The following is a 13,921-nucleotide window of genomic DNA, read 5'->3' on the forward strand; positions in this document are numbered from 1 at the left end:
CTGGTGTTTGTGGTGATTAGCGTCATTTACAGTTTAGTTTAGTCCTTCAGGGACGATGGACAGCAATCAAACAAGTGGATGTTCAAATTTAACATCTACGAGAAACTTAGGAGTGATATATGAGCGCTTCACCCATCTCTGAGGAGATTGCATTACGTATCGGTTTGGCTGCAAGAGAGTTGCCGGATACTGATCCAGCTCGTTTACTTCGAGTTCTCGCTGATGCCGTCGGTCTTCCTCCGACCGCTAAAAAACTATCGTCACTTAAGGTGAAAGATCTTAAGTCTGCTGCAGATGGTGAATTTGCAGATTGTGATACTGCAGCAATCAAATCAGCACTAGCATCTCTTAAAGGCGAAAATAGTATCGTCAGCGAGCCTCTGCCCGAGATAGAGGCGTACCAGGAAGGGGATATGCCGAACAGTATTCGGGTTGCTTTCGCTTCCAATAAGTCTGAAATGCTGGATGGCCATTTTGGATCATGTCGTCGATTTCTTATCTATCAGATCTCATCAGATTCAAGTCGATTAGTCGATATCAGAACAGTCGACCAAAATGCAGATGTTGAAGATAAAAATGCGTATCGTGTAAGTTTGATCGACGATTGTCAGTTACTCTTTGTCGGCTCTATTGGTGGGCCAGCAGCAGCCAAAGTTGTACGGGCTGGTCTGCATCCGATCAAAAAGCCCCAAGCAGGACCTATCAGTGATGAAATACAATCACTGCAAACTGTTATCGGTGATGATGCATCACCTTGGTTGGCAAAGGTGATGGGGCAGGATCCAGAGCAACGTATTCGCTTTGAGCAGGAACTTGAGGCATGATCACTCAAGCGCAAGTAGAGAATATTGGAAACTTATTGACACAGCGGTCAGTTGATGAGTCAGCTGTTATTGAGCTACGTCAACAGTTTCCTGAGATACACTTTACCTACTGTATGGATGATGATGTTATTGCTGCATCACCTCTACACGAGTCAGATTTATTCAATCTCTATTTGATCGATAGTCGCAATCATTGCCTAAGTTTTACTCAAGATTTGGATGCGGCTACAGGTATTGTGGTTGCTGAGATAGAAGAAGCGTGACAGAAGAATTGATGGCAAAGGAAAATGTAGGAACACCTACTGCTGATTGCAGCACCTGTCCTCACCGGGAGGACAGACTAAAGTCGGGAAGGTGTAACCCCGGCGATGTCTGCGTACGCGCAATGAGCGGAAGGCAGATCGCGCGATTCTTCCAATTCAACCCGGATCTGGCAGAAGTTTATGCTGGTGATGAATTTTGGGAAAGACGTGCAATTGCTGCTCGTTACTTATCACAGCAACGTTTGCTGCAGATGCTTGATGATCCCGATGAAGTGGTTCGTAGGGTTCTGGCATATCGAATACCAGTTGATCAACTCCAACCTTTAATCAACGATCCTGACAGAGAGGTCAGGATTACTGTTGCAGATAGACTGCCGATTGAACTGTTGGAAAATATGGTCAAGGATGAAGACTATATGGTCAGACACATGGTAGCCAAGCGAATTCTGCCTGGCAGGTTGTTTAGAATGATTCTAGACCCCGATCGGGATGTACGAAAAACAGTTGCTTCACGCCTACCTGTGGAAAGTATTGGATTGATGATGAATGACTCAGCACCTGAGGTGCGTTTGGTCGTCGCAGAACGTCATGACAAAGATGGGCTTGAACCATTACTGAGTGATAGCGATTGGCGAGTTCGTTTAGTAGCCTGTCAACGGGTACCGGTCAAACTGTTACCTCAAATGCTAGACGATGAAGATGATGATGTAAGGCATGTCGCGGAAGAGCGCCTTTCGGAACAACAGGATTAAGTCAAATGCATCCGTTTGCAAAATATATTCAGATACTAGGGAAGGGAAAGAATGGCATGCGTCCTCTGTCTCGCGAAGAGGCATACGAGGCGATGAATATGATTGCTTGCTATGATGTTGAACCAGAGCAAATCGGTGCATTTATGATGCTGATGCGTGTCAAGGAAGAGACGGCAGAAGAGGTTGCTGGATTTACACAAGCGCTAAAAGATAGTTTACCCATAGCAAATCAATCACCTGCACCAGCCGTAGACTGGGCTGCCTATGCGGGTAAAAAAAGACAACTACCCTGGTTTCTGCTTGCGGCATTGATTGTGGCAAGACGCGGCTATCCAGTGTTCATGCATGGGATGAGTCGTAGCGATGATCGAGTATATGTTCCAGAAGCACTGGATGCCCTGGATATGACGGCTGCCAACTCTATGCCAGAGGCTCAAAAACAACTCGCTGACCAGGGGTTTTCGTACCTGCCAATCAGCAAGTTATCGCCACTAGCGACACAATTGATAGCAACACGTGATCTTTTTGGTCTGCGTCCGCCTCTGCATACTGTAGTAAGAATGTTAAATCCTCTATCTGCCCCTCTTAGTCTGATGGGAGTGTTCCATCCCAATTTCGCGGCAATTCACCAACAGGCAGCACTATTACTAGAGCAGCCGAATTGCTTGATTTGCAAAGGGGAGGGCGGTGAATTTGAGCGCATTCCCGACCGTGCTGTCGAACTCAATGGAGTGACAGATGGCAAGGATTGGCTGGAGACATGGCCCTATCGTGTCAAACCAGGCCTGCAGGTCAAACAAGAGCGTCTCAATCTGAACCACTTTAGATCGGTATGGGATGGAGAAGCTGAAGATATTTACGGGAAGTTGGCAGTAACTGGTACGCTGGCGTTAGTCATCAGATCACTCAGGCTTGTCGATACCGAGACTAAAGCTCATGAGTTGGCAGACTCCTGGTGGCGTGATAGGCATCATAGTTTTGTAGCTCAGGAGGCTGTTTAATGAGTGCCCCGTTTGCTAAACCTGAAGAGCTTGCCATGCTTGTTCTCTCTTACGATATCAGTGAAGGTATTGAGGGACTGTATAGTGAGATCAACAAGTTGATGCCGGATCTTAACTTTTCTCATGTGATTACACGGGGTAACTGGTATCGATTGGGTGGTGTTGTAGACTCGGACTATCAGCCGATAGCACAGAATATTGCTCAATGGGCAGAGACAACCTCTGCAGGTGATATCGATAATCTCATCACCGACTATATTGATGCCGGCTACTTTGCTACCCGTTTGGCAGGAAAAACACACTATTTTACTGCGACCCACGGGGATGCTCCTGAACAGTTTGTGCAGTTGGAAATCGAAGAGCTGCAAGAGGTATTGGATAGACCGTTAGTTGAGAGAGACTGGTTTCCTGAAAGCCTGGAGGAGTTTCTCGACCCACTGGATTATCCTCGTCTCGAGCCAGAGCCGATCAGTAGCGCTTATCTGCAATTCCGGCGCATTACGCCTATTGAAGGTTTAGTGTCAGAGAAAGCGAAGGAAAATCGTTCTATTAAAAACCTAAAACGGTTCTTTAAAGATTGGCAGGTAAGCAGCGCTGGGGCACAGAATGTGTTTTGTAAGCATTGGATCTTGGCCCTAAGAGAGTATCAGGACAGCGATGGTGAATTTCAACTCAGTGCTAAACCCTACACTACCTTTCAGGGTAATCAGACAATTGCCAGATTGACCGATTCCCCGCATGGATCAGAATTGGCTAATGCCATTCATGGTTATGATCGTCAGGTCGGATATCCATTTGCCTGGTTTTTTAATATGTTGAGTAGTAAATCAGACAACTATACATTAGCCGAAGCTGTTTTAAAGGATCAGATGGGGGCCTTTGACTATCTGCCTCCCAGAGATTTACAAGTATTGCGCGAATGGGAAGCAAACCCCTACGGCGTATAGAAATTGCCTCTCGAATAGTGATCGAGGTGCCCTTAAAAGAGGGTGGATACCAGGGAAGATTACAGGCTAAGGAATATTACACTCCTTAAATCAGTCAAGATTGTTTAATTATCAATGGCTTGCTTTGTGCTGCTCTGGCATAGGGTAGTCAATTTTAAATGATCAACACTCTTGTCTGCACTCAATAAATATGCTGGATTGGTTTGTGCGGCATATTGTCCTGAATATTCTGATATGCTTCGGAGCCATCGAGGTAGAAAATCCATATCTAACAATGGCGTATTCGTCAGGCGTCAAACATAAGATTCCTATGATTAAGTTATTCCGAACTAGATATAGAATTGTTTTTTATAGTCCAAAATCCGAAGGCGTATCTCTGGTAATAGAGAGTCAAAACCTTACTTTACCGATGAGGTGTGATGGTCACGGATACTGGACGATAAAACACTATTTTCCATACACTGACCTGGAAAATATCTCCTACCATTTTAAGGTTGTGGAGAATGGTAAAACAAAAAAAGTAATTGACCCATCTGCAAGACGAATAGAAAAAGTCGATGGTGAATACAAGGGATATTTATCACAAATTAAGCCACGAAATGGGCATATTAAATTTCGTACACCCCCTTTTAAAGATATCGTTATATACGAAACTCATCTACCAGCCCTGACACGAAATAAAAGCACTCTCCTCTCTAATAAGAAACACAGAGGAACCTACCCAGGTGCTAAATCAGATTATGTAGTTGACTATCTTCAGAAACTTAATGTTGCGGTTGAATTTCTACCCCTGCATCTCAATGATGAGCAGCTAGGGCAGGACTGGGGCTACTATTCAATCAGCTATCATGCATTCAGGTATGATTTTGCATCAGTCAAAGAGAGTGTCAATCATGAAGTCATGCAATTGGTGGATCGATTACATGAACGAAGAATACCGGTGATCCTGGATGTTGTCTTTAATCATGGTGCAGAACTCTGGGTAAAAGCCTGGGGAGAGGATGTTGTATATAGAAAGCTGGATAATAGTAGCTTCTGTCAAGGTTCTGGGTGTGGCGCCACAGTTAAAACAGAGAACCCACATATCAGGAAAATGATACTGGATTCACTGCTTTACTTGGTGAAACATTTTCGGTTTGATGGCTTCCGGTTCGATCTTGGCGCACTGCATGATATACAAACCATGATTGAAATTGACAGACGCCTTCCAAATAGAATTTATCTCATTGCTGAGCCCTGGGCGCTTTCTGGCTCGCAATGGGGTAAGCAGGAAATGAGCACTCTTTTTTCTAGAACCCGTTGGTCGATTTGGAATGATGATTTTCGTGAATCTGGTAGAACATTTATTAATGGCACAGGTGACTTCCATAATCGAGATCTCTTGATGAGAGGGATAGTAGGGAGTCACATTGATGATGGTGGTTGGTCCTTAAGACCACAGCAGAGTATCAACTATCTCTCCTGTCACGATGGAAAGACTCTGGCTGACATAGTCAAGGGTGATAAACATAGAGTTTTCCTTGGTATCTTTCTAGTATTGACTTCACAGGGGATACCGATGTTGGGCGAGGGCAGTGAAATGCTCTATTCGAAGCAAGGGTATGATAACAGCTACAATCGCCCCGATCTTAATCGACTCAATTGGGATAGTGCTCAACAAAACAGTGATCTTGTTAAAGCTGTCTCCGGGTTGGTTGCGTTGCGAAAGAAGTTCAATCACTTTGGATATACAGGCCATTTAAAGGCAAATGACCATAAAAAGAGTGGCTGGGATATTGATTGGATCTATCCAACAGGCTTCCCACATAACGATAATGTAAATGCAATAGGTTATCTTCTAAGGGAGCCTCGCAAATTCATAAATTTAAATAGAGACCAGCATAGGCTACTGATCTTAATGAATGGAAGTCACAGCGGGGTAAACTTTCTGCTCCCCAATGGTAAGTGGAAGGTTCTGGTAGATGGCTTCCATATAATAACTGATATCGAAGGTATCAAAACAACCCCTCCAGCCAAGCATCACTATCATCTGCATCCTGGTACCTGTGCGATGTTGACGCCTATTTAGTAGCTTTCCAGGCCTTAAAGCACTCTTTTGGTGCGGTTCGAAGAGAATTTGTCAGACAAACTGAGGCTCTACAGGCAACTTACTGTATGAGAGTCCCTACAAACAGTACAAATTGTCGGGTTTGTTACAAAAGAGCATTCAAAATAAGTATTAATAAACAATAAGATGCGTTGTGGCATATCGATTGCATAAGGCTATCTATCAAACCTTTTGGAGTCATGACCATAACATGAAACAGAAAGAGATAGCCGCTCTTCTTGATGAACCGGCATGCGCCCACAACAAGAAGTCCAAATCTGGTTGTGCCAAGCCGAAACCTGGTGCAACAGCAGGTGGATGTGCGTTTGACGGTGCACAAATTGCTCTGCTACCCATAGCTGACGTCGCTCATATTGTTCATGGGTCAATTGCCTGCGCTGGTAGTTCATGGGACAACCGAGGCACGAGATCGAGCGGTTCACGTCTTTTTCGAATTGGTATGACAACTGACCTGACGGAACAGGATGTGATTATGGGGCGTGGTGAAAAACGCCTCTTTCATGCCATCAAACAAGCTGTAGAGAGTTATTCACCATCAGCAGTTTTTGTCTACAATACTTGCGTTCCCGCGTTGGTGGGTGATGATATAGAGGCAGTTTGCAAAGCTGCTGAGACCCGTTGGGGAACACCAGTGGTGCCGGTCGATGCGGCAGGATTCTACGGTACCAAAAACCTTGGTAACCGCATCGCTGGCGAATCCATGGTCAAGTATGTTTGTGGTACCCGAGAACCTGATCCACTGCCGGAAGATGCAATTCGAGAAGGAATCAAGGTTCACGATGTTGCATTGATTGGTGAATACAATATCGCTGGAGAACTCTGGCATGTCCTGCCTCTGCTCGATGAACTCGGGCTGCGTGTGCTGTGCACCTTATCAGGAGACGCCCGCTATCGTGAGGTGCAGACCATGCACCGCTCTTCTGCCAACATGATGGTCTGCTCAAAGGCAATGATTAATGTAGCTCGTAAGTTGCAGGATGCCTTTGATACCCCTTGGTTTGAAGGCAGTTTCTATGGTGTGCGTGATGTCTCTCAAGCACTAAGGGATTTTGCTCGATTGATTGATGATGAAGATCTCAGCCAGAGAACAGAAGCATTGATCGCTCGAGAAGAGGCTAAAATCGATGCGCAACTTGAGCCATGGCGAAAAAAGCTGCGTGGTCGTAGAGTCTTGCTCTATACCGGCGGTGTCAAGTCCTGGTCTGTAATAGCGGCACTACAGGATCTCGGCATGGACGTCGTTGCCACAGGTACCAAGAAGTCCACAGAAGAGGATAAAGCCCGTATCAGAGAGTTGATGGGCGAGGATGCTGTTATGTTGGAAGAAGGCAATCCCCGTGCATTGATCAATATCGTGCATGATAAGAACGTCGACGTGCTGATCGCAGGTGGACGAAATATGTACACTGCATTAAAAGCACGCATTCCCTTTCTCGATATCAACCAGGAACGTGAATTTGGATATGCCGGCTACCAGGGGATGGTTGAGCTGGCGCGTCAACTGGTGCTGACTATTGAAAGTCCGATCTGGGCGCAGGTGCGTACGCCTGCTCCCTGGTTGTCATCATCTTCCTCCTCACAAAGTCAGGAGGCCAAGTCATGACCGAGATTATCAAACGTAATAAAGCACTCTCAGTGAGTCCTTTGAAAGCTAGCCAGACCCTGGGTGCAGCTCTCGCCTTTCTAGGTTTTCGCCGCTCTATACCCATGCTGCATGGTTCTCAGGGTTGCACTGCGTTTGGCAAGGTCTTTTTTGTGCGCCACTTTCGTGAACCTATCCCGCTTCAGACTACGGCAATGGATCAGGTCACAACCATTATGGGATCAGAAGATAGTGTTGTAGAAGGACTTAAAACAATAGCTGAGAAAAACAAACCTTCTTTGTTGGGTGTGCCAACCACAGGACTCTCCGAGACACAGGGCAGCGATGTGCGCATGGCGGTTAAGATGTTTCGTGATCAAAATCCACAATTCGATAACATTCCAGTGGTGCCTGTCACCACACCTGACTATAGCGGCTGTCTCGAAAGCGGTTTTGCAAAAGCGGTTGAAGCCATCATCAAAACAATCGTTCCCTCTGCCAGTGATGCCAGTACATCTCCTGGAAGACGTCAAAGGCAGGTGAATGTACTGGTAGGTCCATCCCTGACCCCGGGTGATCTGGAGGAGCTGAAAGAGATCATTGAGTCATTCAATTTACGACCAGTTGTGATACCGGATTTATCTGATTCTTTGGATGGTCATTTAGGTGAAGATGATTTTTCACCATTAACTATTGGTGGAACAGATATCTCAGAGCTCTTGACCTTGGGAGATGCCAAGGCAACCTTAGTCATCGGAGATGCACTGAATAAAGCAGCAGACATGTTGCATGACTTGACAGGAGTGCCCGATCACCGAATTGGACATCTTATGGGGCTGGAAGCAGTTGATACCTTTATCGATACACTGCACAAGATTTCTGAAGAACCTGTCCCAGCAAAATTAGAGCGACAACGTGCCCAGCTGCAGGATGCAATGCTGGACTGTCACTTTATGCTGGGCATGTCACGGTTTGCTTTGGCCGCCGATCCTGATCACCTGGTTGCCCTGAGTCAGATGTTAGCCGGTGTTGGTGCAGAAACCGTGGCCGCTGTAGCGCCAGTAAATGCACCATCATTGAAAACAGTAGCTTCAGAAAAGGTCAAGATTGGTGATCTTGAAGACTTGGAAAAAATGGCTAAAGAGGGTGGGGCAGAGATACTGATTACCAACTCACATGGTACAGAAAGTGCGCAGCGATTAGGTATACCTCTGCTACGTGCCGGCTTTCCACAATACGACTTCCTGGGTGGCTATCAAAAGACATGGATAGGATACCGGGGTAGTCGCCAAACACTCTTTGATTTAGCCAACATCATGCTCACTTTGGAAAAGGGGGAGATCTCTCCCTATCGTTCCATATACGCACAAAAGAGAGACTACCTGGAGGTGGTAAATGAGCATAACGAGACGATTGCAACTCGTGGGCTGCACCACTGAGGATGGTTGGATGGCAACAGCACTAAAAGTTGCATTTGCCACAAGTGATATGAAGCGAGTGGATCAGCACTTTGGTGCTGCCCAGTCTTTCGCTATCTATGCCCTGGATCAGGAAAAGGTCTGCTTTGTTGAAGCAGTCGAGTTCGGCATGTTGGATATGGATGGTAATGAAGACAAATTGGTAGCCAAGATCAATGCATTGGAAGGCTGTATTGCAGTGTACAGCCAAGCTGTTGGTGCATCAGCAATCAATCAGTTGAAATTAAAAGGCATACAACCGGTAAAGATTTCACCTGGGGCGTCAATCGCCTCACTGCTTGAAGCATTGCAGCAGGAACTTCGTGATGGACCAGGAAGTTGGCTGGCAAGGGCAATAAAGAGCACAGCACCAGTTGACCCTTCTCGTTTCGATGATATGGAACAGGAAGGTTGGGAGGAGTAGCCATGCAGACCGAGGAGATGCTTGAAGAGCAAGGTCGTGTAGTCGAGGTGGTTGGTGAAAAAATTTTGGTGGAAACGGAAGCCAGAAGCGGATGTTCACACTGCTCAAGTTCAAACTGTACAACTGCGGTTGTTGCGCGTCTTTTTGGTGTGCAGAGAAACAGATTGAAGCTAGCTAACACGATGCAGGCGAAAGCCGGTGATCAGGTGGTAATTGGTGTGCCTGGACGATTGATAGCAAGAGCCTCGGTGTTGGCCTATCTCGTCCCCTTGGTATTTATGCTGGCCGCAACATTGCTGGGCAGCGCTATTGGAATCGATGACGGCATGCAGACTCTTTTTGCACTGGCCGGTTTGCTGGTAGGGCTGGTGGGAGTTCGCTGGTATACAAAAACGGATCTTTCGCGGCAAGCATATGGACCTCAGCTACTGAAAGTAGTTGAAAATGGTTACAAGCATGTCGTATTCCCGAAACATTTGAGGAGTTAAACTGATGAATGAGGCAGTTATGCTGATTAGCGATGACGATCCTGTCCTGGAGACTGATTTTGCCCGGGAAATGGTGCGCCAGATGCGCGCAATCGACACTTATGGCACTTACGATGATTGGTCCATAGCCAAAATACTGGAGCCCTTTGTTCTGACAAAAGAGAAAAAGCGTGAGATTCCAGTTATTGGTGATCCGGATGAGATTACCATGGCAAGACTTAAAGCTTTTTATAATGCGATATCTGCCATGATCGAAAAAGAGTGCGGCTTGATGGCAGTACCACTGCTGAACCTTAGCCATGAAGGTTTTGGGCGGGCACTTATTACAGTGGGTAAATTAGTGGTCATGGACAAAACACTGCGTGATGTCCATAGGTTTGGTTTTGCATCTCTTTCAAAAATGAAAGATGAAGCAGACAAACTGTTATCAGTGGCATTAGAAATTATTGGTCAAAATCCTAAAGTTGCAGGGATGTAAGGAGTAGGCGATGACTGAAGAAGAGCTCAAAGCCATGCTCAAGGCGACCAAAAGAGCAAAGCGCATCGCGACTGAAAAAGCCGGTGAGCTTCACGACCTGGTGGAAGACCGCTTACCAGCGGCGTTTGAAGAGATCCCAGCGATAGCGCAAGCAACATACGATGCTTGTCAGGCCTGGGCAGATGCTGTAGCCGCCTACAAGGCAGCTGAAGAAGAGATGAATTGAGGATAGTTTTATGTCGATGATTACAGGTTTGACACGAGGTGGTGAAGAGTACACGCCTGCCTTTGTTATGGATATCAATCAGCAGGACTGCATTGGTTGCGGTCGTTGTTTCAAGGTTTGTCCGCGTGAAGTGTTCGACCTTATTGAACGGGAAGATGTTGAAGAACTCCTGGACGATGATGATTATGATGACGACGATTATGGTGACGATGATGATGATGGTTTTTCAGATGATACCGCGATGGTAATGAGTCTGAAAAACAGCTTGGACTGTATTGGTTGCGGATCTTGTGCGCGTATCTGTCCTAAAAACTGTTTTACACATGAACCCCAGACTGCTGTTGCATGATCTGAATCAACGGCAGGAGTAGCAATATGCCTAAACCTAAAAAACATGTCTTTGTCTGTGTACAAGATCGCCCACTAGGGCACCCAAGACCCTCATGCAGCCAAAAAAAGTGCGCTGAGGTTGCTGAGGAGTTCTTCTGGCACTTACAGGAGCGTCAACTTTTTGATCAAGTACAGGTCACCACAACAAGTTGCCTGGGACCTTGTAGCGAAGGCCCTTCTGTACTTGTCTATCCTGAAGGCGTGATGTATGGCGGTGTATCAAAAGTTGATGTGGCAGCCATATATGATGAACACCTTCAGAATGACCAGCCAATAGAGCGGTTAAAAGTGGCTAAGGAGTTCTGGGATTGAATCAGAATTCGAGTGGATCAGGGCATCCGTCTAATGTAGTCCGACTTGTCGGTAATGAGGTTCATTTCGGTTTTGATATAGAGCCTGAAGCGGACGCTCAACTACAAAAAGCGGCATCCCTGATCTCCTCGAGAGAGGCTTCTTCAGAAGCACTGAAACACGCGGAACAGATTGCACCAGAACAGATCGAAGTACTCATCGCACGATATAAGTTTCATTTCTATCAAGGCGAGACTGAGATAGCAGAAAAATTGGCAATTAAAGTTCTCAAGCTTGCGGCGGAGCAGGGTGGTTTTAACCAGGATTGGCATCAACTCCATCCACATACCACAGATTGGAATGATCCTCGTAAACCAGGCAGGTTTTACCTCTACAGTCTCAAGGCACTTGCCTTCATCCGCTTACGTCAAAACGACATAGAGGAAGCGCAATCGATCTTGAATGCACTTTCTCGTCTTGATCCTATGGACCAGGTTGGTGCAGATGTTATTCGTGACCTTTTAGATGCTATTAATGAGGACGAAAACGATGGATGAGTCAGTCGCAGTTCGTTTTTACAAAATTGAGAAACTTGCTTTAACTGTACACAAACGCCTCTATGAAGAGGTTACAAAACTGGGTTTCTCAGAATCTGAAATCAGCTTGAAATCTCCACAGGAGGCAAGCTATCGCCTCGAACGAGATCCCTCTAATAGTGAGTTCAGTCTGGTTGGTGACTGGCTTAATGAGCAGGGTCATAAGCTTGGTACACTATTGTTTCATGCTGATGGTACCTTTTTTGTCGAACATGATATTGTCAAACCCCATCCTACAAAATCTGATTGGTTTGTAGAGGCGGTTAATGCGTGGGGAAAAGGTAGTGAAATAAGAGCAGAACCCAGGCTTCTGGCCGTACCTGAATAATTTTAACCATATTACAGATTAAGAAAAAAACTAATGGATCATCGGGTTATTCTATACCATAAGCAGGCTACTAGTGCGCGTACGAGATTCCTCATGTTTGAGGAGCAGACTGTTTGCGCATTTGAACCTTTACCCAATCTCTCTGCGGTTGTATCAACCCGACCCGATACGGTCTTCCACCCTGCAGCGATATTGAATGAGACTGAAAAAAGGTTGGGACTGGAAAAGGATACATTGGCATTTGAGAGCGAATATCGTCAAACCGTTGAGGTACCAGGCGAGAACATCGACATCCTGTTGGCGAATATAAACACCATGGATCCGCCCTTTGATATAGTAGAAAAATCGAATGCGAAATTCATAGATCTCACCCAGGCAAGAGGATTGCCAGGGATTGAACTTGAGTTGTTGCGTTCTGCCTATGAACTGATTCTTGGTGGTTAATAGCACTTGCTTTTAATTTGAATTGGCGATGAAATGTGGCTTTTCTAAGGTCATAGCATGTTTTACTATAGTGTCACTTAGGTAGAACGCTAATCGTTAGCATGAAAACAACCTCCAAAGTATTTGTCTACGGTACTCTGAGAAAAGCCCAGGTCAATCATCACCTGCTCGCTAGTGCAACCTATGTTGGTCTATATAATACCCAACCCCATTACAAGATGTTTCATTTGAGAGGTTATCCTGGTGTTGTCAAAGGCGGCGGCACCTCAATTGAGGGTGAAATCTATCAAGTGGATGCACTGACGATGAAAAAGCTTGATCGTCTTGAAGGCTATCCTCATGCCTACACAAGAGAACTCATACCATCACCCTGGGGTATGGTATGGATCTATCTCTATAGAGGCCGTGTGGAGGGAAGAACAACTATCTCAACTGGCGTTTGGTGTGATGAAATATATTGGCGCCGCTGGTCGAGATAGTTGTTACCCATTCACAATTGCACAAAGCAATCTGCTCATCATTCAGTATCACTTTTTTCAAATTTTGAAGTTGTGAGTTCTTCAGGCCAACAACCTGTAGGGGGGCCAAGATTCAACTTTGAATCTTCAAACCGTACCAGGTAAAGCACTCTATCTGGTGCCTCCTCCAAATGGCCAGTTTCAATAATTACACCTTTGGTACCAGGTTCGGCCAAAAGCGCATCCATAGGGATGTCTGGAATACCACCATCATTATAGATATGGCTTGCAGCAAAAATCATGTCGCCGGGGCTAAGTTGTTCGAGTGTCATCTCTTCTTCCATTGTCGTGTTTATTACCTAAGAGGGTTTTCGTGATTGTCGCCTATGTGACATACATTTTATGAATTTAAGTGGTAAATCCTTAAAAAACAATAAGTAAGTCATAATGTAAAAGCATGGCACAGGCTTTGCACACTACTTAAAAACTAAAGATGCAAGAGACTTGCCACGGAGAAAACGACCATGCTCACACTTACCGAAAATGCTCAAAAGGCGATCAGCCGGTTCATTCAAGGTTCGGAAACCCCGGTAGGGGGCTTACGAATTTCAGTTACCGGAGGTGGTTGCTCTGGAATGCAATACGGCATGGCACTCGAAGAGAGTGCCAATGATGAAGACACCGTTATCGAGGTTGATCAACTGAAGATTTTTGTCGACCCTCTGAGCGCGCCAATGTTAAACGGAGTCACTGTAGACTTCCTCGACAGCATGGATGGAAGTGGCTTTAAATTCGAAAATCCAAACGCTACCAACAGTTGTGGTTGCGGCAACTCATTTTCCGCTTAATCATTCAGGAGTCAAAG

General features: G+C 45.7%; 20 protein-coding genes. 19 read left to right on the forward strand and 1 reads right to left on the reverse strand.

The window, feature by feature from the left end; all coding sequences use genetic code 11:
* Positions 1-119 precede the first annotated feature (119 nt).
* From AC4IE7_RS12595 to AC4IE7_RS12680, 18 genes are all read left to right on the forward strand, one after another.
* Complete coding sequence (locus tag AC4IE7_RS12595) at positions 120-824, forward strand: dinitrogenase iron-molybdenum cofactor biosynthesis protein (protein ID WP_490777198.1); 705 nt, start codon at positions 120-122, stop codon at positions 822-824.
* Positions 821-1,087, forward strand: coding sequence for a DUF6129 family protein (locus AC4IE7_RS12600; RefSeq protein WP_490777199.1), 267 nt, complete (start codon positions 821-823; stop codon positions 1,085-1,087). Before AC4IE7_RS12595 ends, AC4IE7_RS12600 begins: the two co-directional genes overlap by 4 nt.
* A gap of 11 nt (positions 1,088-1,098) precedes the next feature.
* The gene (locus AC4IE7_RS12605; protein ID WP_490777200.1) at positions 1,099-1,839 is read left to right on the forward strand and encodes a 4Fe4S-binding leucine-rich repeat protein; all 741 of its coding nucleotides are present in this window, start codon (positions 1,099-1,101) and stop codon (positions 1,837-1,839) included.
* A 5-nt stretch (positions 1,840-1,844) separates the two neighbouring features.
* The gene (locus tag AC4IE7_RS12610; protein ID WP_490777201.1) at positions 1,845-2,840 is read left to right on the forward strand and encodes a glycosyl transferase family protein; all 996 of its coding nucleotides are present in this window, start codon (positions 1,845-1,847) and stop codon (positions 2,838-2,840) included.
* Positions 2,840-3,787, forward strand: a complete 948-nt coding sequence (locus tag AC4IE7_RS12615; protein WP_490777202.1) for a hypothetical protein — start codon at positions 2,840-2,842, stop codon at positions 3,785-3,787. The genes AC4IE7_RS12610 and AC4IE7_RS12615 overlap by 1 nt, the downstream gene beginning before the upstream one ends.
* 310 nt (positions 3,788-4,097) lie before the next feature.
* Positions 4,098-5,855: a hypothetical protein gene (locus tag AC4IE7_RS12620; RefSeq protein WP_490777203.1), complete on the forward strand. Its 1,758-nt coding sequence runs from the start codon at positions 4,098-4,100 to the stop codon at positions 5,853-5,855.
* Positions 5,856-6,084: 229 nt separating this feature from the next.
* Positions 6,085-7,497 carry a nitrogenase iron-molybdenum cofactor biosynthesis protein NifE gene (gene nifE, locus AC4IE7_RS12625; protein ID WP_490777204.1) on the forward strand — a complete coding sequence of 471 codons (1,413 nt, stop codon included), beginning with the start codon at positions 6,085-6,087 and terminating at the stop codon, positions 7,495-7,497.
* Positions 7,494-8,915, forward strand: coding sequence for a nitrogenase iron-molybdenum cofactor biosynthesis protein NifN (nifN, locus tag AC4IE7_RS12630; RefSeq protein ID WP_490777205.1), 1,422 nt, complete (start codon positions 7,494-7,496; stop codon positions 8,913-8,915). Before nifE ends, nifN begins: the two co-directional genes overlap by 4 nt.
* On the forward strand, positions 8,872-9,357 hold the full coding sequence (locus AC4IE7_RS12635; RefSeq protein WP_490777206.1) for a NifB/NifX family molybdenum-iron cluster-binding protein: 486 nt from the start codon (positions 8,872-8,874) through the stop codon (positions 9,355-9,357). The genes nifN and AC4IE7_RS12635 overlap by 44 nt, the downstream gene beginning before the upstream one ends.
* Positions 9,358-9,359: 2 nt before the next feature.
* Positions 9,360-9,845: a SoxR reducing system RseC family protein gene (locus AC4IE7_RS12640; RefSeq protein ID WP_490777207.1), complete on the forward strand. Its 486-nt coding sequence runs from the start codon at positions 9,360-9,362 to the stop codon at positions 9,843-9,845.
* A 4-nt stretch (positions 9,846-9,849) separates the two neighbouring features.
* On the forward strand, positions 9,850-10,323 hold the full coding sequence (locus AC4IE7_RS12645; protein WP_490777208.1) for a NifX-associated nitrogen fixation protein: 474 nt from the start codon (positions 9,850-9,852) through the stop codon (positions 10,321-10,323).
* Between the two features lie 10 nt (positions 10,324-10,333).
* Positions 10,334-10,549: a CCE_0567 family metalloprotein gene (locus AC4IE7_RS12650; RefSeq protein ID WP_490777209.1), complete on the forward strand. Its 216-nt coding sequence runs from the start codon at positions 10,334-10,336 to the stop codon at positions 10,547-10,549.
* A 10-nt stretch (positions 10,550-10,559) separates the two neighbouring features.
* Positions 10,560-10,898: a ferredoxin III, nif-specific gene (gene fdxB, locus AC4IE7_RS12655; RefSeq protein ID WP_490777210.1), complete on the forward strand. Its 339-nt coding sequence runs from the start codon at positions 10,560-10,562 to the stop codon at positions 10,896-10,898.
* A 26-nt stretch (positions 10,899-10,924) separates the two neighbouring features.
* Positions 10,925-11,251: a (2Fe-2S) ferredoxin domain-containing protein gene (locus AC4IE7_RS12660; protein ID WP_490777211.1), complete on the forward strand. Its 327-nt coding sequence runs from the start codon at positions 10,925-10,927 to the stop codon at positions 11,249-11,251.
* Positions 11,248-11,787, forward strand: coding sequence for a hypothetical protein (locus tag AC4IE7_RS12665; RefSeq protein WP_490777212.1), 540 nt, complete (start codon positions 11,248-11,250; stop codon positions 11,785-11,787). The genes AC4IE7_RS12660 and AC4IE7_RS12665 overlap by 4 nt, the downstream gene beginning before the upstream one ends.
* Entirely contained in the window at positions 11,780-12,154 is a 375-nt protein-coding gene (locus tag AC4IE7_RS12670) for a hypothetical protein (protein ID WP_490777213.1), read from the forward strand. Before AC4IE7_RS12665 ends, AC4IE7_RS12670 begins: the two co-directional genes overlap by 8 nt.
* Positions 12,155-12,247: 93 nt before the next feature.
* Positions 12,248-12,598 carry a hypothetical protein gene (locus AC4IE7_RS12675; RefSeq protein ID WP_490777214.1) on the forward strand — a complete coding sequence of 117 codons (351 nt, stop codon included), beginning with the start codon at positions 12,248-12,250 and terminating at the stop codon, positions 12,596-12,598.
* A 101-nt stretch (positions 12,599-12,699) separates the two neighbouring features.
* Positions 12,700-13,077, forward strand: a complete 378-nt coding sequence (locus AC4IE7_RS12680) for a gamma-glutamylcyclotransferase family protein (protein ID WP_490777215.1) — start codon at positions 12,700-12,702, stop codon at positions 13,075-13,077.
* A gap of 38 nt (positions 13,078-13,115) precedes the next feature.
* Here AC4IE7_RS12680 and AC4IE7_RS12685 read toward each other — a convergent pair whose 3' ends face one another.
* On the reverse strand, positions 13,116-13,400 hold the full coding sequence (locus tag AC4IE7_RS12685) for a nitrogen fixation protein NifZ (RefSeq protein WP_490777216.1): 285 nt from the start codon (positions 13,398-13,400) through the stop codon (positions 13,116-13,118).
* 180 nt (positions 13,401-13,580) lie between these two features.
* On the opposite strand from AC4IE7_RS12685, the gene AC4IE7_RS12690 reads away from it, so the two are divergent.
* Entirely contained in the window at positions 13,581-13,904 is a 324-nt protein-coding gene (locus AC4IE7_RS12690) for a HesB/IscA family protein (protein WP_490777217.1), read from the forward strand.
* The last annotated feature ends 17 nt before the right edge of the window (positions 13,905-13,921 follow it).

Source organism: Candidatus Thiodiazotropha sp. AKAK3 (assembly GCF_058244645.1).